Annotated in this window: 21 protein-coding genes; 12 read left to right on the top strand and 9 right to left on the bottom strand. The window is 74.2% G+C overall.

From position 1 onward, the window contains the following. Positions 1-96 precede the first annotated feature (96 nt). The gene (locus tag ACIG3E_RS35065) at positions 97-1659 is read left to right on the top strand and encodes an acetolactate synthase large subunit (RefSeq protein ID WP_399624000.1); all 1563 of its coding nucleotides are present in this window, start codon (positions 97-99) and stop codon (positions 1657-1659) included. A gap of 55 nt (positions 1660-1714) precedes the next feature. Here the strand turns inward: ACIG3E_RS35065 and ACIG3E_RS35060 are convergent, their stop codons facing one another. The 3 genes from ACIG3E_RS35060 to ACIG3E_RS35050 form a co-directional block, all read right to left on the bottom strand. Beyond that, a complete protein-coding gene (locus tag ACIG3E_RS35060; RefSeq protein ID WP_399623998.1) occupies positions 1715-4573 on the bottom strand; it encodes a peroxidase family protein in 2859 nt (952 codons plus the stop codon). Positions 4574-4830: 257 nt separating this feature from the next. Continuing rightward, positions 4831-5250, bottom strand: a complete 420-nt coding sequence (locus ACIG3E_RS35055) for a YchJ family protein (RefSeq protein WP_399623997.1) — start codon at positions 5248-5250, stop codon at positions 4831-4833. A 100-nt stretch (positions 5251-5350) separates the two neighbouring features. Continuing rightward, on the bottom strand, positions 5351-6052 hold the full coding sequence (locus tag ACIG3E_RS35050) for a FadR/GntR family transcriptional regulator (RefSeq protein ID WP_399623995.1): 702 nt from the start codon (positions 6050-6052) through the stop codon (positions 5351-5353). A 183-nt stretch (positions 6053-6235) separates the two neighbouring features. On the opposite strand from ACIG3E_RS35050, the gene ACIG3E_RS35045 reads away from it, so the two are divergent. Together ACIG3E_RS35045 and ACIG3E_RS35040 are read left to right on the top strand one after the other, a co-directional pair. Next, positions 6236-6739 carry a gluconokinase gene (locus ACIG3E_RS35045; RefSeq protein ID WP_399623993.1) on the top strand — a complete coding sequence of 168 codons (504 nt, stop codon included), beginning with the start codon at positions 6236-6238 and terminating at the stop codon, positions 6737-6739. Between the two features lie 77 nt (positions 6740-6816). After that, the gene (locus ACIG3E_RS35040) at positions 6817-8223 is read left to right on the top strand and encodes a GntP family permease (protein ID WP_399623992.1); all 1407 of its coding nucleotides are present in this window, start codon (positions 6817-6819) and stop codon (positions 8221-8223) included. 83 nt (positions 8224-8306) lie between these two features. Here ACIG3E_RS35040 and ACIG3E_RS35035 read toward each other — a convergent pair whose 3' ends face one another. The 3 genes from ACIG3E_RS35035 to ACIG3E_RS35025 all read right to left on the bottom strand — a co-directional run bounded on the left by ACIG3E_RS35035 (position 8307) and on the right by ACIG3E_RS35025 (position 12804). Continuing rightward, positions 8307-9911, bottom strand: a complete 1605-nt coding sequence (locus ACIG3E_RS35035; protein WP_399623990.1) for an APC family permease — start codon at positions 9909-9911, stop codon at positions 8307-8309. 61 nt (positions 9912-9972) lie between these two features. Next, positions 9973-10941 carry a hypothetical protein gene (locus tag ACIG3E_RS35030; protein WP_399623988.1) on the bottom strand — a complete coding sequence of 323 codons (969 nt, stop codon included), beginning with the start codon at positions 10939-10941 and terminating at the stop codon, positions 9973-9975. A 207-nt stretch (positions 10942-11148) separates the two neighbouring features. Further along, on the bottom strand, positions 11149-12804 hold the full coding sequence (locus ACIG3E_RS35025) for an FAD-binding dehydrogenase (protein ID WP_399623987.1): 1656 nt from the start codon (positions 12802-12804) through the stop codon (positions 11149-11151). A gap of 1022 nt (positions 12805-13826) precedes the next feature. Between ACIG3E_RS35025 and ACIG3E_RS35020 the strand changes: the two genes are divergently transcribed. From ACIG3E_RS35020 to ACIG3E_RS35005, 4 genes are read left to right on the top strand one after another with little or no spacing between them, the layout of a single operon-like run. Next, the gene (locus ACIG3E_RS35020) at positions 13827-14723 is read left to right on the top strand and encodes a DMT family transporter (RefSeq protein ID WP_399623985.1); all 897 of its coding nucleotides are present in this window, start codon (positions 13827-13829) and stop codon (positions 14721-14723) included. A gap of 17 nt (positions 14724-14740) precedes the next feature. After that, complete coding sequence (locus tag ACIG3E_RS35015; RefSeq protein ID WP_399623983.1) at positions 14741-15271, top strand: NUDIX hydrolase; 531 nt, start codon at positions 14741-14743, stop codon at positions 15269-15271. Next, positions 15268-15702 (top strand): YidH family protein, encoded by a 435-nt coding sequence (locus tag ACIG3E_RS35010; protein WP_399623981.1) that lies wholly within the window; start codon positions 15268-15270, stop codon positions 15700-15702. The genes ACIG3E_RS35015 and ACIG3E_RS35010 overlap by 4 nt, the downstream gene beginning before the upstream one ends. A gap of 8 nt (positions 15703-15710) precedes the next feature. Next, entirely contained in the window at positions 15711-16031 is a 321-nt protein-coding gene (locus ACIG3E_RS35005; RefSeq protein ID WP_399623979.1) for a DUF202 domain-containing protein, read from the top strand. 18 nt (positions 16032-16049) lie between these two features. On the opposite strand, the gene ACIG3E_RS35000 is transcribed toward ACIG3E_RS35005, so the two are convergent. Beyond that, the gene (locus ACIG3E_RS35000; protein WP_399623977.1) at positions 16050-16994 is read right to left on the bottom strand and encodes an NADP-dependent oxidoreductase; all 945 of its coding nucleotides are present in this window, start codon (positions 16992-16994) and stop codon (positions 16050-16052) included. 114 nt (positions 16995-17108) lie between these two features. Between ACIG3E_RS35000 and ACIG3E_RS34995 the strand changes: the two genes are divergently transcribed. From ACIG3E_RS34995 to ACIG3E_RS34985, 3 genes are all read left to right on the top strand, one after another. Next, entirely contained in the window at positions 17109-17405 is a 297-nt protein-coding gene (locus ACIG3E_RS34995; protein ID WP_399623975.1) for a hypothetical protein, read from the top strand. Between the two features lie 191 nt (positions 17406-17596). Continuing rightward, positions 17597-18631, top strand: a complete 1035-nt coding sequence (locus ACIG3E_RS34990) for a phosphotransferase family protein (RefSeq protein WP_399623973.1) — start codon at positions 17597-17599, stop codon at positions 18629-18631. 9 nt (positions 18632-18640) lie between these two features. Then, positions 18641-19855 carry an acyl-CoA dehydrogenase family protein gene (locus tag ACIG3E_RS34985; protein WP_399623971.1) on the top strand — a complete coding sequence of 405 codons (1215 nt, stop codon included), beginning with the start codon at positions 18641-18643 and terminating at the stop codon, positions 19853-19855. A gap of 59 nt (positions 19856-19914) precedes the next feature. On the opposite strand, the gene ACIG3E_RS34980 is transcribed toward ACIG3E_RS34985, so the two are convergent. Together ACIG3E_RS34980 and ACIG3E_RS34975 are read right to left on the bottom strand one after the other, a co-directional pair. Continuing rightward, on the bottom strand, positions 19915-20508 hold the full coding sequence (locus ACIG3E_RS34980; protein ID WP_138958790.1) for a TetR/AcrR family transcriptional regulator: 594 nt from the start codon (positions 20506-20508) through the stop codon (positions 19915-19917). 122 nt (positions 20509-20630) lie between these two features. Further along, entirely contained in the window at positions 20631-21389 is a 759-nt protein-coding gene (locus ACIG3E_RS34975; RefSeq protein WP_399624028.1) for an SDR family oxidoreductase, read from the bottom strand. A gap of 323 nt (positions 21390-21712) precedes the next feature. Here ACIG3E_RS34975 and ACIG3E_RS34970 point away from each other — a divergent pair, with 323 nt between their 5' ends. Both ACIG3E_RS34970 and ACIG3E_RS34965 read left to right on the top strand, forming a co-directional pair. Further along, complete coding sequence (locus ACIG3E_RS34970; RefSeq protein ID WP_399623969.1) at positions 21713-23044, top strand: erythromycin esterase family protein; 1332 nt, start codon at positions 21713-21715, stop codon at positions 23042-23044. Positions 23045-23189: 145 nt separating this feature from the next. Continuing rightward, complete coding sequence (locus tag ACIG3E_RS34965) at positions 23190-24491, top strand: serine-threonine protein kinase (protein ID WP_399624025.1); 1302 nt, start codon at positions 23190-23192, stop codon at positions 24489-24491. Positions 24492-24508 lie beyond the last annotated feature (17 nt).

The following is a 24508-nucleotide window of genomic DNA, read 5'->3' as shown; positions in this document are numbered from 1 at the left end:
GTATCTCGGCCTGCTCCAGGCGTGTGCCGCCCTGGTGCGGGGCCTGGCTGGAATGCGGCTGACGCTGGAGGGGTGTCTCAGATGAGACTTGCGGCCATGCCGAACGGAGCCCAGTCCCTCATCAGCGGCCTTGTTGAGGCCGGAGTCCAGGTGTGCTTCGCCAATCCGGGCACGTCCGAGCTGCACATCGTGACCGCGCTCGACGACGTGCCGCGGATGCGGCCTGTCCTGTGCCTCTTCGAAGGCGTCGCGACGGGTGCCGCCGACGGGTACGGCCGTATGACCGGCCGCCCCGCCAGCACGCTGCTGCACCTCGGCCCCGGCCTCGCGGGCGGACTGCCGAACCTGCACAACGCGCGCCGGGCCGGTACGCCCGTCGTGAACGTCGTCGGCGACCACGCGCTGCGGCACAAACGCCTCGACGCGCCCCTGGAGTCGGACATCACCGCGCTCGCCCGCACGGTGTCCGCGTGGACGCGGCGCGCGTACGACGCCACCGACCTCGCGGAGGACGCCGCCGACGCCGTGGCGGCCGCGGTCGGGCCGCCCGGGGCCGTCGCCACGCTCGTCGTCCCCGCCGACGTCGCCTGGGCGGACGCCGAGAAGCCCGCCGCGCCGCGGCGCCGGGCCGCCGTCCCGCACGGGTTCGTGTCCGAGCGGGGCCTGGAGGAGGCCGCCGCGGTGCTGCGGTCCGGGGAGCCCGCCGCACTGCTGCTCGGCGGCGCGGCCACGCACGGGGCCGGGCTGCGGGCCGCCGCGCAGGTCGCGGGGGCGACGGGAGCGCGGCTGCTGTGCGAGACGTTTCCCGCGCGGCTCGAACGGGGCGCGGGCCTGCCGCCCGTCGAGCGCCTCGGCTACCGCACGGCCGACGCCGCCGGGCAGCTCTCCGGCGTACGCCATCTCGTGCTCGCCGGAGCGTCGCTGCCGGTGCCGTTCTTCGCGTACCCCGGGCAGAGCGGAGTCGTCGTACCCGACGGGTGCGAGGTCCGCGAGCTCGGCGGCGCGGGGCAGGACGTGGGCGTGGCCCTGCGGGAGCTGGCCGCCGCCGTGGGCGGCGCCACCGCCGCTCCCGCGGCGCGGGAGGCGGGGCGGCCCCGGGTGCCCGGCGGAGAGCTCACCGCGGAGACCGCGGCCGCCGTGGTGGGGGCGCTGCTGCCGCAGGGCGCCGTCGTCGTGGACGAGTCCAACACGTCCGGGCTCTGGCTGCCCGGCGCGACCGCCGGGGCGCCGCCGCACGACTGGCTGACGCTCACCGGCGGGGCGCTCGGACAAGGGCTGCCGCTCGCCGTGGGCGCGGCCGTGGCGCGGCCCGAGCGGCCCGTCCTGGCGCTCGTCGCCGACGGGGCCGCGATGTACACGCTGCCCGCGCTGTGGACGCAGGCGCGGGAGGGGCTCGACGTCACGACCGTCGTCTTCAGCAACCGCGCGTACGCGATCCTGGGGCTCGAGCAGGGGATGATGGGCGCCGCCGTGGGGGCCGCGGGGCGTGAGCTGTTCGACCTCGGGCGGCCCGAGTTGGACTTCGTCGCGCTGGCGCGCGGGATGGGCGTCTCCGCGGGGCGGGCCACGACCGTGGAGGGGTTCGCCTCGCTCCTGGAGCGGGGGCTGGCGGAGCCGGGGCCGTTCCTGGTGGAGTGCGTGGTGCCGCCCATCGCGTGACCCACGGCTGCTCCATCAGCGAGTCGGGGGCTCCCTCAGCGGTTCGGAGGCTCCCTCAGCGGTTCGGGTGCGGCGTCACCTGGCGCCACGGGGCGAAGGCGGTCGCCGTGCGCGGCAGGAGCGCGGCGAGTTCGGGGCAGTGGCGGAGGATGACGGACTTCATGCCGCCCTTCTGGACCCAGTCGATGCCGAGCGGGGTGTAGATCTCGGGGCGGAAGTCGACGGTCAGGAAGCGGTCGCTCTGCAGGCGCCGGGTGGCCATGAGGATAAAGACGCGGAACGCCGTGTCGCTGAAGCCGAAGCCGGTGGGCGGGTTCTCGGCGAACAGGCCGATGACGGTGTCGATCTCGTCGACCGAGGCGTAGACGTCCTTGAGGCGGGCCAGCGTCTCCGGGTCCTCGGTCAGGTCCTCGAAGCGGCGGAGGCGCGGCTTGTGCAGACCCGCGAGGAAGTCGTTGTAGCGGGGCACGCCGCGGCGGCGCGTACGGACGAGGTCGACGACGGACAGGTCGATGATCTCGCCGTCGCGTTCGAAGGCCTGGAGGGCGCGGGGGAAGTTGTGGAGCGTGATGGCGCCGGGGTGGGCGATGCCGAAGGAGTAGAGGGTGTTGGCCAGGCCCGTCTTGCGCAGGGCGCCCTCGGCGGCGGCGCCGTTGATGTCGAGGAAGCCGACGGTTTCGAGGCGCTGCCCGAAGTGGTGCTCGCGCAGCTCGAAGTCGTCGGGGATCAGCGGGTGCATGCGGTAGACGGTGACGAAGTCCTCGGTGAGGGAGTACGGCACGTCGTGGTGGTCGGGCAGGGTGCCCGGGATGCCGGTGAGCGCGTGGGCGTCGAAGAGCCACAGGCCGAGCTTGGTGAGCCAGCTGTCCGGCGGGCCGTCCCAGTTGGTGTGCAGCCCGATGTCCAGGGCCTCGGTGGCGAGGATCGCGGGGGTCCACTCCACGGTGTGGATCTTGGCGATGAGGGCGGAGACGACGAGCCGGGCCGTCTGGTAGACGGACTCCTCGCTCATGGCCGGGTAGGCCCCGCGCAGGGCGTCGCAGACGGCGTTGTGCTCGCGCGCGAAGAGGGTGTGCATGACGCTGAGGCCGAGCCACCAGCTGTCGGTGAAGCCGCTGAGCGGGACGCCGTTCGGGGTGATCGGCAGATGCCCCTGCTCCAGGCGCAGCCGGGCGCCGCCGTCGGGGGCGCGCAGGGAGCGCGCGGTCGTCTCGTCGGCGCCGTACACCTCGGAGCCGTCCCACCAGTGCGAGGCGGTGTTGCCGAAGAGGACCGGCGGGCGGCCCTCGGGCACGGGCAGGCCCTCGTTCTCGGCGAAGCGCATCACGGTCTCGGCGGGGCCGCCGGGCGTGTTGCGCCAGGACATCCCGCCGGGCAGCGGCACCTCGACGGTCTTGGTGCCCGCGGGGTGGCGCCGGTGGTTGACCCAGTCGTGCACCTGGAACTGGATCCAGGCGGCGGCGAGGATGTTCAGCGAGGTCGCGGGCAGGAAGGTCTCGCGGTGCAGGAGCTGCCTGCTGACGGTGACGGGGTTCGGCGTGTCGAAGAGGTCGGGGCGGTAGTCGGGCGTGAGGTTGCGCCCGAAGGCCGCGCCGACGGAGCCCATGGCGGGCGCGGACAGGTCGTTGTACGTGCCGTCGTAGCTGCGCGCGGCGCGCAGCCGCTCGTCGGGCGGGCGCGGTACGGGCCCGGGCTTCGGCGGCGCCTCGTGCGCGTCGGTGTCGATGAGGTTGAAGCGGCGCAATGCCCTGCGCAGGAAGACCAGGTTGAGCAGGCTCGCCCAGGTGGGCAGGCGGTGCCAGGGCACGGAGCGGTTGAGGAGCCGGAAGGCGGCTCCCACGGGCGCTGAGAGGATCCGGTTGCGCGCGGGTTCCGGGGAGCGGAAGCGCAGGCCCGCGCGGTGGGCGGCACTCGCTTCGTAGGCGGCCTTGCGGGCGCGGTTGAGGTTGCCGAGCGGCCGGAAGTCGTCGGTGGTGTACCAGGGGTTGAAGGCGAGGTCCTCCACGCGGCCCGCGGCGGCGCGGGCCTCGGCGGTGTCGAGGTCCTGGCTGGGGATGGTGAGCCGGGCGACGGGCAGGGCGGGTGCGACGGCCTCGCGCCAGTCGGTGGCGCCGTCCTCGATGGGGGTGCGGCTCTCGTCGACGTACCGCTGGACGCACAGGTCGAAGGAGACGTCGGCGGTGGCGAGCCGGTGTTCGAGGTCGCGGCGCAGGCGGTTGGGGTCGCGCCGGTCGGAGCGCGGCCCGGGTGCGGCACCGCCCGCCGGGCGCAGCAGATAGCGGACGGGCCCCGCGTCGCCCCACAGGATCGCGCCGCGGCTCCAGTACGTCTCGCCCGCGAGGCTGGTGACGGTGCGCCGGGTGGCGGCTCGTACGGTGCGCCGCATGCGGGTGGCGGTGGCCGGGCCGACCGCCAGCGGAAGCTTGACGAAGAGGCCGACGGCGGCCCGGAGCGGGGTGTGGGCGCCCGCCATGGCCCGGGCGAAGGCGACGAACTCGCGGGCGTCCTTGGCGTGTGACACCGGCCAGTTGGTGGCGAGCAGGTCGTGGCTCTCCTCGGCCGACACGTCGACGCGTACGGCGATGCCGCGCAGGTCGGCGGCGCCGTCGGCCTGCCGGATGCCGCTGGCGTTGGAGAGCCGTACGGTCGCCGGGTACTCGGCGCCGGGCCGGGCGAAGCCGCCGCGGAGCGCGGCGGGCAGGTCGTCGTGGAAGCGCAGGCGCGCGTTCTCCACGCCGAGGGCGGCCTTGGCGTGCTGGGTGCGGGCCAGGGAACCGGCGCCCGCCGCCCGCTTGTTGACGGCCTGGACCCGCGTCAGCTCGCGGGCGAGCCGTGCGAAGACGCGGCGCTCCGCCTCGGGGCTGCCGCCCAGGTAGCGCTCGTAACTCTGCTCGTACGGTGTCGCTTGGGCCATGGGGCGCTTCCCTTCGCACGAGGTCGCGTACACGGCGGGAGGCGTCGACGCTACTGGGGGCACCGGGCGTCCGCAGCGCGCGATCCCGCCATGTGCGGGGGCCGCGCACGGGGTCGAACTGGCGGGCGGACGGCGGCGTTCGGGCCCGTCAGCGGCGTGCGGCGGCCGCGCGGGGCCGTCCCTCGCGGGCCTCGGCTCCCACGCACCCCACGGCGCCGGGCGCGGCGGTGGCCGGGTCGCGACGGGGCGCGGGCGGGTCAGTCGATGAAGTCGCCGTCCACGTAGACCCAGGCGCCGTCGACCCGCTCGAACCGGCTGCGCTCGTGCAGGGCGCCCGGGCTGCCACCGTCGCGGTAGGCGGCGCGGAAGGTGACCGTGCCCGAGCTGTGGAAGGCGGTGCCGTCGGTGGTGTCCTCGATCTCCAGGCCCGTCCAGCGCAGCGCCGGGTCGAAGTCGATGCCCGGCGGGCGGGTGCGCGGATGCCAGGTGCGCAGCAGATAGGCCTCGTCGTGCACGGCGAAGGCGCTGTAGCGCGACCGCATCAGCTCCTCGGGCGTGGCGGCGGCCGCCTCGCCGCGGTGCAGCCGCCCGCAGCACGTGTCGTACGACGGGGCGGAGCCGCAGGGGCAGGCTCGCGGGTGTGGGGCACGGGGGGCGCGGGGCGCACGGGGGGACATGCGGGTCATTCTGCCGGGCGGGGTGGGGCGGGGGCGGGGCGGGCCTGAGCGGGGGCGGGGCGGGCCTGAGCGGTGGCGGGCCTCGACGGTCCGGGGGCCGTCACGGGGCCAGGACGTCCAGTTCCTGGAGGGCGCCTTCGGCGATCTCGCGGGTCAGGGCCTCGGCGCGGGCCGGGTCGCCCTCCCGTACGGCCTCGGCGAGGCGCACGTGCAGGGTCACGGCCGCCGGGTCGGGGTCCTCGAACATCACGTCGTGCTGCGTACGGCCGGTCAGGACCTCGGCGACGACGTCGCCGAGGCGGGCGAACATCTCGTTGCCCGAGGCGTTCAGGACGGTGCGGTGGAAGGCGATGTCGTGCACCAGGTACGCGTCCAGCTGCTGGCCGCGCGAGGTGGCGACCATGCCGAGGGCGTACTCGGTCAGGGCGGCGCACTGCTCGGCCGTGGCGTGGCGCGCGGCGAGGCCCGCGGCGACCGGCTCGACCGCCGAGCGCAGGACGGTCAGGGAGCGCAGCTGGCGCGGGCGGTCAGCGCCGGCCAGGCGCCAGCGGATGACCTGCGGGTCGTAGACGTTCCACTCCGCGGCGGGCAGCACGGTCACGCCGACCCGGCGCCGGGACGCGACCAGGTGCATGGACTCCAGGACCCGTACCGCCTCGCGCATCACGGAGCGGGACACCTCGAAGCGCTGCGCCAGCTCGTCCGTGCGCAGGACACTGCCGGGCGGGTACTCGCCCCCGGTGATGCTGGGCCCGAGGCTGTCCAGTACGCGGGCGTGCAGCCCCGGGGCCTGTGCGGTCATGGGGTCAGCGTACGAGGAGAGCAGCACGGCGAAAAAGTCAGACTTTTCTGTCACAGGCTCTTGAATTTGTCTGACCTAATGAGTTTCAGTGGCGTGAACGGAACGGGTCCGTGTCCGAAATCCCCGTTCGGGGAGCGGGCGACGGGCCCGGCCGATGTCGATGAAGACAGCGAGGCAGCAGCGATGAGCACCCCCCACGTCGTCGTAGTGATGGGCGTCGCAGGAACGGGCAAGACCACGGTCGGCCCCCTGCTCGCCGCCCGGCTCGGCGTGCCCTACGCCGAGGGCGACGACTTCCACCCGCAGGCCAACATCGCCAAGATGTCGTCCGGCACGCCCCTGACCGACGACGACCGATGGCCCTGGCTCGACGCCATCGGCGCCTGGGCGCAGAGCCGTGCCGGGCACGGCGGCGTCGTCAGCTGCTCCGCCCTCAAGCGCGGCTACCGCGACCGGCTGCGGTCCGCCGCGCCCGGCCTCGTCTTCGTCCACCTCACCGGCGACCGGGCCCTCATCGAGGACCGGATGAGCCACCGCGAGGGCCACTTCATGCCGACCGCGCTCCTGGACTCCCAGTTCGCGACCCTCCAGCCGCTCGGCGCGGACGAGGCGGGCGTGGCCGTGGACGTCGCGGGCACGCCGGAGGACATCGCACAGCGGGCGGCGAAGGCCCTGGCCGCCCGGTAGCCCCGCTCCCCCTTCCCTGCCCCCTCACGTACGTACGCCCCCACGCCGACGTACGCCCACACGCACAAGGAACCACCGTGACCAGTCTCAGCGTCGAGATGCTGGCAGCGGACCCCGTCGAACCGATCACCTCGGCGGGCCATGCCCAGCTCGGCATCGCCGTCCTCGCGGGCATCGCCGTCATCGTCCTGCTCATCACGAAGTTCAAGGTCCACGCCTTCCTGGCGCTGACCATCGGCTCGCTGGCCCTCGGCGCCTTCGCCGGGGCCCCGCTCGACAAGGCCATCGCCAGCTTCACCACCGGGCTCGGCAACACCGTGGCGGGTGTGGGCGTGCTCATCGCGCTCGGCGCGATCCTCGGCAAGCTGCTCGCGGACTCCGGCGGCGCCGACCAGATCGTGGACACGATCCTGGCCAAGGCCGGGGGTTCCGGCGGCCGGGCCATGCCGTGGGCCATGGTCCTGATCGCCTCGGTGATCGGGCTTCCGCTCTTCTTCGAGGTCGGGATCGTCCTGCTGATCCCCGTCGTCCTGATGGTCGCCAAGCGCGGCAACTATTCGCTGATGCGGATCGGCATCCCCGCCCTCGCCGGTCTGTCCGTGATGCACGGCCTGATCCCGCCGCACCCCGGCCCGCTCGTCGCCATCGACGCGGTGAAGGCCAACCTCGGCGTGACGCTGGCCCTCGGTGTGCTCGTCGCCGTCCCCACCGTGATCATCGCGGGGCCGGTGTTCTCCAAGGTCGCCGCGCGCTGGGTGGACGTGGCGCCGCCGGAGAAGATGATTCCGCAGCGGGCCTCCGAGGACCTGGAGAAGCGGCCCGGGTTCGGCGTCACGGTCGCCACCGTGCTGCTGCCCGTCGTCCTCATGCTGTCCAAGGCGCTCGTCGACATCGTCGTGGACGACCCCGAGGCGACCGTGCAGCGCGTCTTCGACGTCGTCGGATCGCCGCTGATCGCGCTGCTCGCGGCGGTACTCGTGGGCATGTTCACGCTGGGGCGGGCAGCGGGCTTCACCAAGGAGCGGCTCTCCACGACCGTCGAGAAGTCGCTCGCGCCCATCGCGGGCGTCCTGATGATCGTCGGCGCGGGCGGCGGCTTCAAGCAGACGCTCATCGACGTCGGGGTCGGGCAGATGATCCTCGACTTCTCCGAGGACTGGTCCATCCCCGCGCTGCTGCTCGCCTGGCTGATCGCCGTCGCGATCCGGCTCGCGACGGGCTCCGCGACCGTGGCGACGATCTCGGCGGCGGGGCTCGTGGCGCCGCTCGCGGCGGACATGTCCACCTCGCACACGGCCCTGCTCGTGCTGGCGATCGGTGCGGGCTCGCTCTTCTTCAGCCATGTGAACGACGCCGGGTTCTGGCTGGTGAAGGAGTACTTCGGCCTTGACGTCGGCCAGACGATCAAGACGTGGTCGGTGATGGAGACGATCATCTCGGTGGTGTCGCTCGGGTTCGTCCTGCTGCTCTCGCTCGTGCTGTAGCCACGGCTCCGCCGTACCGGAACCGAGGCCGCCGCCCACTCGCCCCTGCCCGGGGCGGGTGGGCGGCGGCCTTTCGGCAGGCCCTAAGCGCCCGGAGGCGGCGTCGTCGCGGCCTTCTCCAGCTGGAAGGCCTCGTTGCCCAGGCCGATGCGGGCGTGGGCCGCGGGCCTGCGGGCGCGGAGGTAGGCGCCGTGGGCGAGGCCGATGACCGCCGCGGCCACGATGATGCCGGGCAGCAGCCAGGGCAGCGCCGAGTCGGGCCCCGCGGAGACGAGGATGTCGAAGTCCTTGACGGTGTAGCCCGCGATGACCAGCAGCGCGACGGCCGCGAGCCCGGAGGCCACCAGGCGCCAGAGCTGGGCGCGCGCGGCCCCGCGGCGTACGAAGAAGACGATGACCGCCACGGACGCGGTGGCCATGAGCAGCAGCACGCCGAGCGCGCCGACGTTGCCGCCCCAGGTGAACAGGTGCAGGACCGGCGCGGTGGGGTCGCCCGCGGGCTTGTCGTCGGCGACGGCGAAGCCCGCCACCACGACGGCGGCCACCACGGTCTGCAGGAGCGAGCCGGTGCCGGGCGCGCCGCTCGCGCTGCTGGTCCGGCCGAAGGCGGCCGGGAGCAGGCCCTCGCGGCCCATCGCGAACGCGTACCGCGCGACCACGTTGTGGAAGCTGAGGACCGCCGCGAACATGCCGGTCACGAACAGGACGTGCAGGACGTCGGTGAAGGTGGTGCCGAGCCGGGACTCGGTGAGGCCGAAGAGCAGGCCCGCGCTCTGTTCACGCGCGGCGGGCACGATGCCCGAGGGCCCCGCGGCCACCGTGAGCGCCCAGGAGCTGAGCGCGAAGAAGACGGCGACGAACCCGACGGCGAAGAACATCACGCGGGCCACGACGACCTGGGGGCGGCTGGTCTCCTCCGCGTACACGGGCGCCTGCTCGAAGCCGGTGAACGCGGCGATGCAGAAGCACAGGGAGGTCGCGACGCCCGCGCCGGTGAGCGTGTCGGGGTTGAAGGCGTGCAGCGACACGCCCTCGGCGGCGGGGTCGGCGAGGGCGGCGACGTCGAAGATGACGACGAGGGCGACCTCCACGAGCAGCAGCACGCCGAGCACGCGCGCGTTGAGGTCGATCTTCAGCCAGCCGAGCACGGCGACGAGGGCCACGGTCACGAGGGCCGGGATCCACCAGGCGACGGTGGTGTCGGCGTACTTGGCGAGCAGCCCGGACACCTCGAAGCCGAGCAGGCCGTACAGGCCCGCCTGGAGCGCGCTGTAGGCGACGAGCGCGACGGCGGAGGCGCCCGCGCCCGCGGTGCCGCCGAGCCCGCGCGATATGTACGCGTAGAAGGCCCCGGCGTTGTGGACGTGCCTGCTCATCTCCGCGTACCCGAAGCTGAACAGGGCCAGGACGACGCCGAGCGCGAGGAAGAGCAGGGGCTGGCCGACCACGCCCATCACGCCGTACGTGGTGGGCATGACGCCCGCGACCACCATCAGCGGCCCGGTGGCGGCGAGCACGGAGAGCAGGAGCCCCGCCGTGCCGAGGCGGCCCGCGCGCAGCGCCCGCTCCTGGCCCATGTAGGTGTTGATGTCCCCCTGGCCCGCGGCGGGCCTGCCGTGGGCTCCGGTTCCCGCTCCCGTGGGGAGCCCCGCTCTGCTTGCCCTCGCGTTCGAACTGCCCGTCGCCATGGCGCGGTTGTCCTTTCCGCTGTTCGTGGGTCGATCGGTCTGGGGTGGTGCCGCCTACGCGTCACGCGGTGCCGAGCACGGCGGCCCGCGCGGCGGTGTAGGCCTCGTGCGGGTCCCGGTCGGGGTACGACCAGGGCGCTTCGGTCGCGTACCGGCCGATGCGGTGGAACAGCGCGGCCGCCTCGGCCGACCGGCCCTCGCAGAACGTGGCGTGGGCGAGGAAGTTGAGGTCGACGAAGGCGCGCGGGTGGGCGGTGCCCGCCGGGGCGCCGCCCGGGGTCTCCCAGGCGAGCCACCAGTCGAAGGAGGCCTTCATCACCTGCCGGGCGCGGCGGCTCGACCAGTGCCCGGAGGCGACCGGGTCGTGGCTCTCGCTGCCCGCGGTGGCGAGCACCCGGTAGCGCTCGGCGTGCGCGACGACCGGGAGCACCGCGAGCGGCGAGTGGGCGGGCACCTGCTCGGCCGCCCAGGTGGCGAAGTCGTACACCTCGTGCAGCGGGTCCTGTCCCGCGCCGGGGCGCCGCTCGGCGAGCCGCGCGAGCATCAGGTAGTGCGCGTGGTGGTGCTCGGGGTGGCGGTGCCTGACCTCGTCGAAGAGCCGTACGACGTCCTCCTCGTGGCCGAGCGAGCGCTCCAGGAGCAGCAGCGCGAGCCAGGGCGTCGGGTCGGCGGGGACGCGGGCCGCCGCCTCCCGGCAGGCGGTGCGGGCCTTCTCGGAGCGCTCCTTGCCGCGCAGCGCGCGGTGCACGGCGGCGTGGGCGAGCAGCACGGCGGCGTCGGCGCTCTCCGGTTCGGCGAGCCGCCAGTCGCGGATCCACGCGGTGGTGCTCTGCTCCCGGGCGAGCACGTCGCAGCGGTGGCCGCGGCGGTCCCAGTCGTCGCCGGTGGCGGCGAGCAGCTCCCGCACCTCGGTCCAGCGGCCCTGCGCCAACGCGGCGCGCGCGGCGACGAGTTCGGCGTCGTCGAGGGCGGCGTCGAAGACGTGGCTCGCGCGTTTGCGGGAGCGACCGAGAGGTGGGGGTGGGGACACCGCGGGCGTCCTCCCAAGACGCGGTAGGTGGGCGGGCGATCACGCACAGCCAACCGGTAGGCAGCGCTCCGCGTCAAGGCCCGGGCGCCCCAAGCGTCTTGACATGTCTCGCACGCATCCTGCCGTACTCCTTCACGGGTTCCGGCGGGGCGCGGCGGGGCCCCAGGAGCGGCGGACACCCGGCGCGGCGCCGCCGCCGGGCCTCCCCTAGTCGACGGCCTTTGCTGCCGCACGCCCCGCCGCGCGCCCGGAGAAGAGGCAGCCGCCGAGGAAGGTGCCCTCCAGGGAGCGGTAGCCGTGCACCCCGCCGCCGCCGAACCCGGCGGCCTCGCCCGCGGCGTACACGCCCGGCAGCGGTTCGCCGCCCTCCCGCAGGACGCGCGAGGACAGGTCGGTCTCCAGGCCGCCGAGCGTCTTGCGCGTGAGGATGTTCAGACGGACGGCGATCAGCGGTCCCGCGCCGGGGTCGAGGAGGCGGTGCGGCGCGGTGGAGCGGATCAGCCGGTCGCCGAGGAATTTGCGCGCGCCACGGACGGCCATGACCTGGAGGTCCTTGGTGAAGGGGTTGACGATCTCGCGGTCGCGGGCGGCGATCGTGCGGTGCAGGGCCGCCTCGTCGATGAGGGCTTCCTTGGTGAGCGCGTTCATGCCGCGCACCAGGGCGCCGAGGTCCTTCTCCACGACGAAGTCGACGCCGTGGTCCATGAACGCCCGCACCGGCCCGGGCACGTCGGCCCGCGCCCGCTCGATGACCCCGCGTACGGATTTGCCGGTCAGGTCGGGGTTCTGCTCGGAGCCCGACAAGGTGAACTCCTTGCCGATGACGCGCTGGTTGAGCACGAACCAGGTGTGGTCGTACCCGGTGCCCATGATGTGGCTGAGCGTGCCCAGGGTGTCGAAGCCGGGGAACAGCGGCACGGGCAGCCGGTCGCCGCGCGCGTCCAGCCACAGCGAGGACGGTCCGGGCAGGATGCGGATGCCGTGCCCGGCCCAGATGGGGTTCCAGTTCTCGATGCCCTCGGTGTAGTGCCACATGCGGTCGCGGTTGATCAGGTGCGCGCCCGCCCGCTCGGCGATGCCGAGCATCAGGCCGTCGACGTGCGCGGGCACCCCGGAGAGCATCTTCCCGGGCGGGCTGCCGAGCCGCTCGGGCCAGTTGGCGCGGACCAGGTCGTGGTTGCCGCCGATGCCGCCGGAGGTGACGATCACCGCCTGGGCGCGGAACTCGAAGGACCCGGTGACCTCGCGGCTGCTGGCCGTGCCGCGCTCGGCCTCGGACGGCTCCAGGACCTCGCCGGTCACGGTGTCGACCGCGCCCGCGCTGCGGCCGAGGCCGGTGACGCGGTGGCGGAACCTCAGCTGGACGAGGCCGCGTTCGACGCCCTCGCGCACGCGGCGCACGAACGGGGCGAGCAGTCCGGGGCCCGTGCCCCAGGTGATGTGGAAGCGGGGCACGGAGTTGCCGTGTCCCTGGGCGTCGTAGCCGCCGCGCTCGGCCCAGCCGACGACCGGGAAGAACCGCACGCCGAGGCCGTGCAGCCAGGCCCGCTTCTCGCCGCACGCGAAGTCCACGTACGCCTTGGCCCACTCGCGCGGCCAGTGGTCCTCCGCGCGGTCGAAGGCGGCCGTGCCCATCCAGTCCTGGAGGGCGAGTTCGCGGTGGTCCTTGATCCGCATGCGCCGCTGCTCGGGGGAGCCGACGAAGAAGAGCCCGCCGAAGGACCAGTGGGCCTGCCCGCCCAGGGACTGCTCCGGCTCCTGGTCGACCAGGATCACCCTGCGCCCCGCGTCGACGAGCTCGGCGGTGGCCGTGAGCCCGGCGAGCCCCGCACCGATCACGATGACGTCCGCGTCGTAGGCCATGAAGGCCCCCTCTCGACTTCCGGCTCCCGGCCCCTGGTCGGGCGCGCCGAGCAGTACGTCCGCCAGCGGTGGCGCGTGCGCGGACGCGTGTTACCCGTGGGTCAGATCCTGGATAGCGCCGGGCCGGACGTCAACCGTCCGGTACGGGTTACCCGGGGCGGGTGGGCGGATGGTCCATGGCTGGGCCCCTGCCGGGGGCGGGCCGTGCTGTGCCGGTGGCCCGCCCCCGGGGGGGGGCTGCCGCGGGTCGGCCACGGACCGGCCGTGATCCGGCTGTGGCCCAGCCGAGAGCCGGGCGCGGATCGCCCGGGTGCCAGCCGCGGATCGCCCAGGGGGCCGGGCGCGGATCCTCCTTGGTCGGCCGGTGATCCGACCGTGCTCCGCCGCTGATCCAGTGGATGGACCACCCGGGAACCTGCCATAGATCAGCCAGCCACCGCCGTGCATCTGCCGCAGATCGCCCGTGATCCGGCCGGGGACCAGCCGGGGCCGCCCGGATTGTGCCGGTGGACTGCTGCGGATCAGTCACGGACCGACCGTGGTCCGCCAGGGACCCGACCATGGCCCGGCCGGGGATCGCCCCCCCGGGGGGGCGGGCGCGGACCCTCCATGGTCGGCCGGTGATCCGACCGTGCTCCGCCGCTGATCCGGTCACGGACTACCCGTGAACCGGCCGTGGATCAGCCAGGCACCGCCGTGCACCGGCCGCAGATCGCCCGTGATCCGGCCGGGGACCAGCCGGGGGCCGCCCGTGGCTCGGCCACGGACCGGGCGTGGCCCGCCAGGGCTCCGGCCGGGGCCCACCCGTAATGTGCCGGTGGACCGCCGGAGAACCGCCGCGGATCGGCCGCGCACCGGGCGTAGCCCGCCGAGGATCCGGCCATGGCCCGCCAGGGATCCAGCCACGGTCCGGCCAGGGGCCGGGCGCGGGGGCGGCGCGGAGTGGCTGGGGTCCGGTCGAGGGCCGCTATCGTCGGCCGGGTACCGCTTGCCCGGCCGTCGTCGAGTCTGGGGTTCCTCACGTGTCGGTTCTGGTCCTGCTTCTGTCCGTCGCCGCGGCCTGCTGCCTCGGCGTCGGCTTCGTGCTTCAGCAGAACGCCGCCCAGCGGGCCCCGCTCGGCGACTTCCTCTCGCCGCGGCTCCTGCTCGACCTGGTGCGGGTGCCGCGCTGGCTGGGCGGCATCGGCCTGATGGTGTGCGGCATGGTGCTCGGCGCCCTCGCGCTCGGGGAGGGCGAGGTCACCCTGGTGGAGCCGCTGCTCGCCACGAACCTGCTGTTCGCCCTCGCGCTGTCGCGGCACCAGACCAAGCAGCCGCTCGGCCGTCAGGGCTGGGCCGGGCTCGCCCTGCTCGCGGGCGGCGTGACGGCCTTCATCGTGGCGGGCGAGCCGCACGGCGGCGCGGCGGACCCCGATCCGCTGCGGCACTGGCTGGTCCTCGGCGTGATGACCGGCGGGGCGCTCGCGCTCGCCGCGCTGGCGAAGAAGTCCCCCCTCGGCTCCGGGCCCGCGCTGCTCGGGGTCGCGGCCGGGCTGCTCTACGGCGTGCAGGACGCCCTGACGCGGGTCAGCGAGGAGCGCTTCGTCGCGGGCGGCTGGGCCGAACTCCTCGGCGGCTGGCAGCCGTACGCGGTCCTGGTGCTCGGCGTGACCGGGCTCGTCCTGGTGCAGAGCGCGTTCGAGATGGCGCCGCTGCGGATGTCCCTGCCCGCGCTCACCGCCGCCCAGCCACTGGCGGGCATCGCCTGCGGCGTCGGCTTCCTGGGCGACCGGCTGCGGACGGACACCGCGGCCCTGGCGTGGGAGGCGGCGGGCCTCGCCGGGATCGTGACCGGCATCGTCCTGCTCGGCCTGCACCCGGCGATGCCCGCGGGCACGGGCGGCGGAAGCAGCGGGGCACGGGCCTCCGCCCTGCGCTGACCTGTCAGGATGGCCGTATGAGTGCTGACGCCACGCATCCGGCGGACGAGATTCTGGCCATCGTCGACGAGCACGACCGCGTGATCGGCGAGGCCCCGCGCGGCGAGGCGTACGCCCGCGGCCTGCGCCACCGCTGCGTCTTCATCGAGGCCCGCGACGCCGAGGGCCGCGTCTTCGTGCACCGCCGCACCGCCACGAAGCTCGTCTTCCCCTCCCTGTACGACATGTTCGTCGGCGGGGTCGTCGGCGCGGGCGAGTCCTACGACGACGCGGCCCTGCGCGAGGCCCAGGAGGAGCTCGGCGTCCGCGGACTCCCCCGCCCCACCCCGCTGTTCAAGTTCCTGTACGACGACGGCGCGGGCCGCACCTGGTGGTCGTACGTCTACGAGGTCCGCTGCGCGGGCCCGGTGGATCCGCAGGTGGAGGAGGTCGCCTGGCACGGCTTCCTGACCGACGGGGAGCTCGCGCGCCGCGCCGAGGAGTGGGCGTGGGTGCCGGACGGCCTGGACGCGTACCGGCGCCTGCGCGACTTCCGGGCGGCCCGATGACAGGCGGGCGCGGGGAGGACGAGGCGGCGCCTGGGAAGGGGTCCGGGGGCCTCAAGGGGCTGCGGCTGTGGTTCGGCCCCGCCGGGCTGCGGGACGAGGGCGACACCCCGGACTACCGCTTCTCGCTGGCCAACGAGCGCACCTTCCTGGCCTGGCTGCGCACCGCGCTCGCGCTGGTCGGCGGCGGCTTCGCCGTGGACCAGTTCCTGCCCGACCTGCGCTGGGGCGCCCGCGTCGGGCTCGCGCTCGCCCTGCTCGGCGCCGGGGTGCTGTGCGCGCTGCGGGCGGTCGACCACTGGGTGCGGTGCGAGCGGGCCATGCGGCGCGGCGAGGACCTCCCGGTCTCGCGCTTCCCCGCGCTGCTCGGCCTCGCGGTGGCGGTGGTCGCCCTCGCGATGGTGGCGGTCGTGCTGTTCGGCTGGGAAGGGTGACGGAGGCGATGCCGGACGGGTCCCGCGCGGCCCGGGACCCGGGCCTCCAGCCCGAGCGCACCCGGCTCGCGTGGCGGCGTACGACCCTGACGTGCACGGTCGCCGCGGTGCTCGCGGCGCGCACGGCCCTGCACCACGGCCGGTCGGCGGCGGGTGTCGTGGCGTGCGCGCTGACCCTGCTGCTCTGGCTCGGCTTCCTCGCGGTGGCGCACCGCAGGATCACGGAGCTCGCCGTGGCGCGCCCGCGCGCGCTGGGCGCGCGGGCGGCGACGGTGGCGGCCGTGTGCACGGGGGCGCTCGCGCTGTGCGCGCTGGTGGCGCTGTTCTGACGGGCGCGGCGCCGGGGGCTAGTCCTCCTCCGCCGCCCAGTCCACCGTGACGACGATCTTCCCTCGGGTGCGCCCCTGTTCGCTCAGGCGGTGCGCGTCCGCGGCCCGCTCCAGCGGGAACGTCGCGTCGACGTGGACGGTGAGCACGTCCTGCTCGGCGAGTTCGGTGAGGTGCCGCAGGTCGTCCGCGTCGGGGCGGACGAAGCAGTACTGGCCGCCGAGGCCGATCACGGAGCCGTCGGCGACGGAGGCGAGGCGGCCGCCGGGCGCGAGCAGCTCGACGGAGGCCCTCAGCGTGTCGCCGCCGATGGTGTCGAAGGCGGCGTCGACGCCCTCCGGGGCGAGGGCGCGCACCCGCTCGACGAGGCCCTCGCCGTAGGTGACGGGCTCGGCGCCCAGCTCCCGCAGGTAGGCGTGGTTGCGCTCGCTCGCGGTGCCGATGACGCGGGCGCCCGCGTGCCGGGCGAGCTGGACGGCGAAGGAGCCGACGCCGCCCGCGGCCGCGTGCACCAGGACGACGTCGCCCTCGCCCACGGTGAGCGCCCTGTGCACCACCTGGTAGGCGGTGAGCCCGGCCAGCGGCAGGCCCGCGGCCTCCTCGAAGGTGAGGTTGCGGGGCTTGCGGGCCAGGGTGCGCACGGGCGCGGCCACGTACTCGGCGAGCGTGCCCCGGGACAGGAAGTCCTCGCGCACGTAGCCGATGACCTCGTCGCCGACGGCGAACTCCGGGGCGGCGACGCCGGGCTGCACCACCACGCCCGCCACGTCCCAGCCGGGGATCACCGGGAAGACCGGGTCCAGGATGGCGTCGAGGTAGCCCTCGCGGCACTTGTGGTCGACCGGGTTGACGGCCGCGGCCCGGACCTTGACCAGGACGGAGTCCGGGCCGACCTTCGGGTCGCGCACGTCGCCGTACTCCAGGACCTCGGCACCGCCGTACGCGCGGTAGCTGATCGCTTTCATCGAGTCGCCTCACGCAGTCGTGACACTACGCAGCACGCTTGCACAACGGGACCAAAGGGGCATCGAGGACTAGCCTGAGAGGGTCATCAGGCCCCTCTACGGGAGGCACGTCCCATGACCGCCACCCATCAGGAACACCCCGCCCACGAGCACGCGCACGGCCCCGCCTGCGGCCACCCCGAGGTCCCGCACGGCGACCACGTCGACTACGCGCACGACGGCCATCTGCACCGCGCGCACGGCGGCCACTACGACGAGTGCGAGCCGGGCGGCCACGTCGCGCACGAGGGTCACGACCACCAGCACGGCACGGACTGCGGGCACGCCTCCGTGCCGCACGGCGACCACGTGGACTACGTGCACGACGGGCACCGGCACGCGGCGCACGACGGCCACTGGGACGACCACTGACCGCCTGAGCCCGCCCCTGCCGCACCGCCGCCGGACCCGCGCCCGTTGCGGGGCCGCGATCCTGATCACGTTCGGGCACCCCCTCTGGACGACATACCGACTGGTCGGCATCATGAACGCCAGCGCGTTTGCCCGCCAGTTCGACGCCTGTCCGTCCCCGTGTGTCCGTCCACGATCAGGAGCGACCGCCCATGAGCGCAGACCACCCGCCCGGCCTCGACCTCGACCGGCTGCGCGGCCACCTCGACCGCGCGCGCCCGGGGCTGCTCGGCGGCGGCCCGCTCACGGCCCGCCTCATCGAAGGCGGCCGGTCCAACCTCACGTACGCCGTCACGGACGGGGCCGCCCGCTGGGTGGTGCGCCGCCCGCCGCTCGGCCACGTCCTGGCCACCGCGCACGACATGCGGCGCGAGCACCGGGTGATCAGCGCGCTGCACCCGACCGCCGTGCCGGTGCCCCGTCCCGTGCTGCTGTGCGAGGACGAGTCGGTCATCGGGGCGCCCTTCTACGTCATGGAGTTCGTCGAGGGCACGCCGTACCGCACGGCGGAGCAGCTCGCGCCGCTCGGGCCCGAGCGCACCCGGGCCACGGTGCTCGGCCTCGTCGACGCGCTCGTGGACCTGCACGCCGTGGACCCGGAGGCGGTGGGACTCGCCGACTTCGGGCGGCCCGAGGGCTTCCTCGACCGGCAGCTGCGCCGCTGGGGCAAGCAGCTCGCGGCCTCGCGCGGCCGCGAGCTCCCCGGCATCGACGAGCTGCACGCGGCGCTCGGCCGGACGCTGCCCGCCTCGCCCGCGCCCGCCGTCGTCCACGGCGACTACCGCCTGGACAACGTCCTGATCGACTCCACGTCCGGGACGGACCGCATCGCGGCCGTCCTCGACTGGGAGATGTCGACCCTCGGCGACCCGCTGACGGACCTGGGGCTCCTGGTGATGTACAGCGTGCGCCTGGAGGTGCCCGACTCCCCCGTCAGCACCACGGCGGGCGCTCCGGGGCACCCGGATCCGGCCGAGCTGGTCGAGCGGTACGCGGCCCGTTCCGGGCGCGACGTGTCCGCGGTCTCCTGGTACACCGCGTTCGCCTGGTTCAAGCTCGCCGTGATCCTGGAGGGCATCCACTACCGCTACACCCAGGGCCAGACGGTCGGCCCGGGCTTCGACCGCATCGGCGAACTGGTGCCCCTGTTCATCGAGCACGGCCTGACCACCCTCCAGGAAGGCTGATCCGCCCCCATGGACTTCGCATTCGACGCCCGTACCGAAGAACTGCGCGGCAGGCTGCTCGCCTTCATGGACGCGTACGTGTACCCGGCCGAGAAGGTCGCCGACGAACAGCGCGCCCGCCTCGCCTCCCCGTGGGACACGCCCGCCGTGGTCGAGGACCTGAAGGCCGAGGCCCGCCGCCAGGGCCTGTGGAACCTCTTCCTGCCAGACGCCGAGCACGGCGCGGGCCTGACGAACCTCCAGTACGCGCCGCTCGCGGAAATCACCGGCCGCAGCCCGCACTTGGCGCCCACGGCCCTGAACTGCGCGGCTCCGGACACCGGCAACATGGAGGTGCTCGCCCAGTTCGGCACCGGCGAGCAGCGAAAGCGCTGGCTCGCGCCGCTGCTCGCGGGCGAGATCCGCTCGGCGTTCGCGATGACGGAGCCGGAGGTGGCCTCCTCCGACGCCACGAACATCACCACGCACATCCGGCGCGACGGCGACGCGTACGTGATCACGGGCCGCAAGTGGTACATCTCCGGGGCGATGAACCCGCGCTGCGAGGTCTTCATCGTCATGGGCAAGACGGACCCGGAAGGGCCCGACATCCGCCGCCAGCAGTCGATGGTCCTGGTCCCCCGTGACACCCCCGGCGTCGAGGTGCGCCGCGCCATGACGGTCTACGGATACGAGGACCACTCCCACGGAGGGCACGCCGAGGTCGTCTTCGACCACGCGCGCGTGCCCGTGACGAACCTCGTCGGCGAGGAGGGCGGCGGCTTCGCCATCGCCCAGGCGCGGCTCGGTCCCGGGCGCATCCACCACTGCATGCGGCTCATCGGCATGGCCGAGCGGGCGATCGAGCTCATGTGCCGCAGGGCCCTGGACCGCACCGCGTTCGGCAAGCCGCTGGCCCGGCAGGGCGTCGTACAGCAGTGGATCGCCGACGCGCGCGTGACGGTGGAGCAGCTGCGCCTTCTCGTGCTCAAGACGGCGTGGCTGATGGACACCGTGGGCAACAAAGGCGCGCACACGGAGATCCAGGCCATCAAGATCGCGACGCCCCGGGCGGTCGTCGACATCCTGGACCGCGCGGTGCAGCTGCACGGCGCGGGCGGGGTGAGCCAGGACTTCCCGCTGGCGGAGCTGTGGGCCGCGGCGCGGACGCTGCGGCTGGCCGACGGCCCTGACGAGGTGCACCAGCGGTCGCTGGCCCGGCGGGAGCTGAAGCGGTACGCCTAGCGGCGGGCCGTGCCCTCCCGTCCCGCCCGACAGGACGGAACGGGAGGGCCCACCGGGAACTACGGGCGCAGGGCCCTCAGCAGCAGGTCCGCCAGGTGGTCCGCGACCTGTTGCGGGGACAGCGGGCCGTCGGGGCGGTACCACGTGGACAGGTGGTGGACCGAGCCGAAGTGGTAGTCGACCACCAGGTCCGCGGGGGTCGCCGAGGAGAAGACGCCCGCCTCCTGGCCCTCCTCGACCAGCGCGCGGAAGCGTTCGTGGTAGCGGCGGCGCTCGGCCCGCACCTGCTTGTGCTTCTCGGGGCTGAGGTGGTGCATGGACCGGAAGAAGATCGCGGCGTCGTCGAGGTTGGCGATGGTGGTCACCACGACGTCGGCCGCCGCGTCCCGCAGCCGCCGCTCCACGGGCGCGTCGGCGTCCGCGAAGGCGTCGAGCCGCTCCTGCTGGACCCGCAGCATGCGGGCGTACACCTCGTGCAGCAGGTCGTCCTTGGAGCCGAAGTAGTGGTACAGCGCGCCCTTGGTGACGCCGGCCGCCTCCACGATCTCCTGCACGGACGTGCGGTCGTAGCCGCGGTCGGCGAAGAGCCGGGTGGCGGCGGCGAGCAGCCGCTGCGGGACGGGCGTGCCGTCACCGTCCGTCGTCCTGGCCACTGCCGCCACCTGCCTTCCGTTTCCTGTGCCGCCCGCTGATGCGTGCGCCTCGGTGCGTTCGGTCGTTCACACGGTCTCCGGTGACAACGCGGTTCCCGCCGGAGGATCTTCCCACTGACCGGCTACGGGAGCCGCGTCGCCTCCCACTTCTGCTGGATGTGGTTCATGCTGGTGAGCCACTTGTCGGGGGCGGACGCCCGCGCCCGGTAGTACTCCGCGACCTCGGGGTGCGGCAGGATCAGGAAGCGGTCCTCGGCCATCCCGGCGAACAGGGCGTCGGCGACGTCCTCCGGCTCGATGGCGGTGGGCACGAGCACCAGTTCGCCCGCGGACCCAGCGGCGGTGAGCATGTCGGTGCGCACGCCCTGCGGACAGATCGCGTGCACCTTGAGGCCCCGGTGGCGGTAGGTGAGGGAGAGCCACTCCGCGAAGGCGTACGCGCCGTGCTTGGTGACGCTGTACGGGGCCGCGCCCACCATGGTGAGGAGCCCGGCCGCGGACACCGTGGACACGAACCGGCCCGCGCCGCGCTCCAGCCAGCCGGGCAGCAGCGCGTGCGCGGCCCGTACGTGCGCCATGACGTTCACGTCCCAGGCGCTCGCCCAGACCTGCTCGTCGGCGGCCTCGGAACCGCCGGACGCCAGGCCCGCGTTGGCGCAGTACACGTCGACGGCGCCGTCGAGGGCCGCGAGCGCGCCGGGCACGGCCTCGGAGGCGTCGCCCGGCACCGCGGACCCGCCGATCTCCTCGGCGACGGCGGCGGCCTTGGCGGCGTCCAAGTCGTTGACGACCACGCGGGCCCCGGCCGCGGCGAAGCGGCGGGCCAGCGCGGCCCCGATCCCGCCCCCGGCTCCGGTGACGACGACTCCCTTGCCCCGCAAGCTCTCCACGGTCTCCCCTTCGGCCTCGAACACACTGCCTCACTGACGCGCTGCGGCAGCAGACTAACCGGTCGGTATGTTCGGCGGAAGGGGAGGTCCTGGCCACGCGCGGCCGTGGAGGCGGGCGCCGGGGTGGGCCTCGGGGCGGGCACGTCGGGGTGAGCGTCAGGGCGGGCCCCTACCGGTTTTCCGGTACGTCTCAGGGTGCGCGGGCCCCCCTCCCGCTCTGGGGGCTTCCCGGCTGGTGACGGGCCGCCGGACCCGGGATCGTGATCAGTGGCTCAGGACGGGCGTACGACAGGCGAGTTGAGGAGTGGTTCGGCATGGCACGGACGGCACGGCGCACGGCCCCGCTGCTGGTGGTGGCGGCCGCGGTCGGCGCGGGGGCCCTGGTCGCCCCGCAGGGCGCCGGGGCGGCGGCGCGCGAGGGCGACCCGGTGCGGGCCCTGGAGCGCGTGGCGCACCCGCTGCGCTCGACCGCCCCGGGCGGCCCGGACAAGGACCTGCGGCCGCTGGACGCGATGGTGGGCGGCGCCACGGTGGTGGGCCTGGGCGAGGCCACACACGGCTCGCACGAGTTCTTCACCATGAAGGACCGGGTCTTCCGCCACCTGGTCGAGGACAAGGGCTTCACCACCTTCGCCCAGGAGGTCAGCTGGACGACCGGGCTGCGCTTCGACGCCTATGTGCGCGGCGGCGCGGGCGACGTGCGCGCGCTCGTCCACCGCGAGCTGGCGAAGACCCCCTGGGACACCGAGGAGTATGTGGAACTGCTCTCCTGGATGCGCGCGTACAACGCCGAGCACCCACGGCGGCAGCTCCGCTTCATGGGCAACGACCTCAACTACCCGCGGACGGGCGAAGAGCTGTACGACGGCGTGACGGACTATGTACGGCGCCACGAGCCAGACCTGCTCCCCCGCATCACCGAGCTGTACGCGCCGCTGCGGCGCCTGACGGACGGCGACGCGCACATGGGCAGGCCCCAGGCCGAGCGCGAGCGCCTCGCGCAGAGGGCACGGACGGCCTACCGGCTCCTCAAGGCACGTCAGCCGGAGCACGGCGGCAAGCGGTTCGCCCTGGCCCTGCACCACGCCCGGTCCGTCCAGCAGACCGCGACGATCTACGCCTTCGCGCTGAACACCCCGGCGGGCGACCGCGCCGCCATGCTGTACCGCGACCGCATCATGGCGGAGAACACCGCCTGGTGGCAGCGGTACACGCACACGAAGGTCCTGCTCTCGGCGCACAACGCCCACGTCGCGTACGCCTCGTACGACCCGCGCTATCCGAAGATGCAGGGCGCCTTCCTGCGGGACCGCCTCGGCGAGAAGTACGTGAGCGTGGGCTTCACCTTCGACCGGGGCGCGTTCATGGCGCAGCCCGACGGCGAGACGGCCTGGAAGTCCTTCTCGGTGGGCCCGGCCACACCGGAGATGAACGAGCACACGCTCGACCAGGTCCGCCACGACGACTACTACGTGGATCTGCGCACGGCCCCCGAAGCCGCCCGGTCCTGGCTCCGAAAGGCCCGGACGACCTACAGCATCGGCTCGGGCTGGCCCGACGGTCCCTACAAGATCGCGCTGGCGTCGTCCCACGACGTGCTCATACATCTGCACGACGTCACGGCGGCCCACCGGCAGCCCTCATAGGCGGGGGCCGGTGTGTCCGGGGGACGGCACCGGCCTCTCTGGCTCGTTTCCACGCCCTGTTTCCCCTGCCTCTTGTCCCGTGATCACGGGAAACATCCGGTATGTCATGCCGCAGATCTGGCCAGCGACCCGGTGCGGCGGGACGATGGTGGGCGTGGAGCCCTACTGGGAGTTGACCTTCGACGCCGACGGGGACGTCGACGCCGCGCAGCGCGACCGGCTCCTGTCCGGCGCGGCCGACGAGCGCGTCACCGACCTTCTGGTGTTCGCGCACGGCTGGAACAACGACCAGCGGCGTGCCCGCGCGTTGTACCAGCGCTTCTTCACCCCCTTCGCCTCCCTCACGGGCCCGGAGGTACGCCTCGGCTACGTCGGTGTGCTGTGGCCCTCGATGCGCTTCCCCGACGAGCCCATCCCGGACTTCGAGCCGTCCGTGGCCACTGGGGCGCCCGGTGTTCCCGGCGGCCCCGGGGCCGCTGCCGTGCCGCCCGCGCTCGACGAGTCGACGCGGCGGCAGCTCGCCCGGGTGTTCCCGGGCCCCGCGCAGGCGGCGCGGCTCGACCGCCTGGCCCGGTTGCTGGACGAGCGCTCCGAGGTTCGCTCCCGGCTCGACGAGTTCGCGCGGCACGTGCGCGACCTGGTGGCGGTGCACGAGACGAGCCCCGCGCACGAGTTCGCCGACGACACGGGCGCGGGCGAGCCCGCCATGCTCACCGACGACGCCGTCGAGGTCTGCGAGGTCCTGACCGCGGCCCTGGAGAGCGCGGGCTGCCCCGAACTCCTCGGCGGGCTGCGCAAGCGACTCTGGCACGGCGCCCGCGAGCTGCTGCGCCAGGGCTCCTACTACGCGATGAAGCGCCGCGCGGGAGCCGTCGGCCAGGTGGGCCTCGGGCCCGCGCTCGGGCTGCTCTCCGCCCGGGTGCCCCGCCTGCGGGTGCATCTGATCGGGCACAGCTTCGGCGCCCGCCTGGTGTCGTACGGGCTGCGCGGCATGCCCGCGGGGGCGGGCTGTGTGAAGTCGGCGACGCTGCTGCAGGGGGCCTTCTCGCACTACGCGTTCAGCGAGCGGCTGCCGCACGACCGCTCGCGCGGCGGCGCCCTGCGCGGGGTGCAGCAGCGGGTCGACGGGCCGCTGGTCGCCTGCTACTCATCGCACGACGACGCCCTCGGCCGGATCTATCCGCTCGCCTCCAAGCTCGCCGGGGACTCCGCGAGCTTCCTTGGCCTGTGGGAACGGTGGGGCGCCGTCGGGTTCGACGGAATCCAAGCCACGGACGGCGCCCAGCGGGTGCGGCTCGGCGCCGCGTTGCCCCGGCGGGGGTGCGTGAGCGTGGACGCCGCCGCGGTGGTTAGGCGGGGTGGTCCTCCCAGCGGGGCTCATAGTGACATCTGCCATGAGGAACTGGCTCGGGTTGTCTGTGTGGCTGGGCGGATTGAATCGAGTTGAGCGCCGTTGGGGTTCCG

This window comes from Streptomyces sp. NPDC053474 (genome assembly GCF_044544845.1).
Taxonomy (GTDB): Bacteria; Actinomycetota; Actinomycetes; order Streptomycetales; family Streptomycetaceae; genus Streptomyces.
This window is presented reverse-complemented; position numbering and strand designations above follow the sequence as displayed.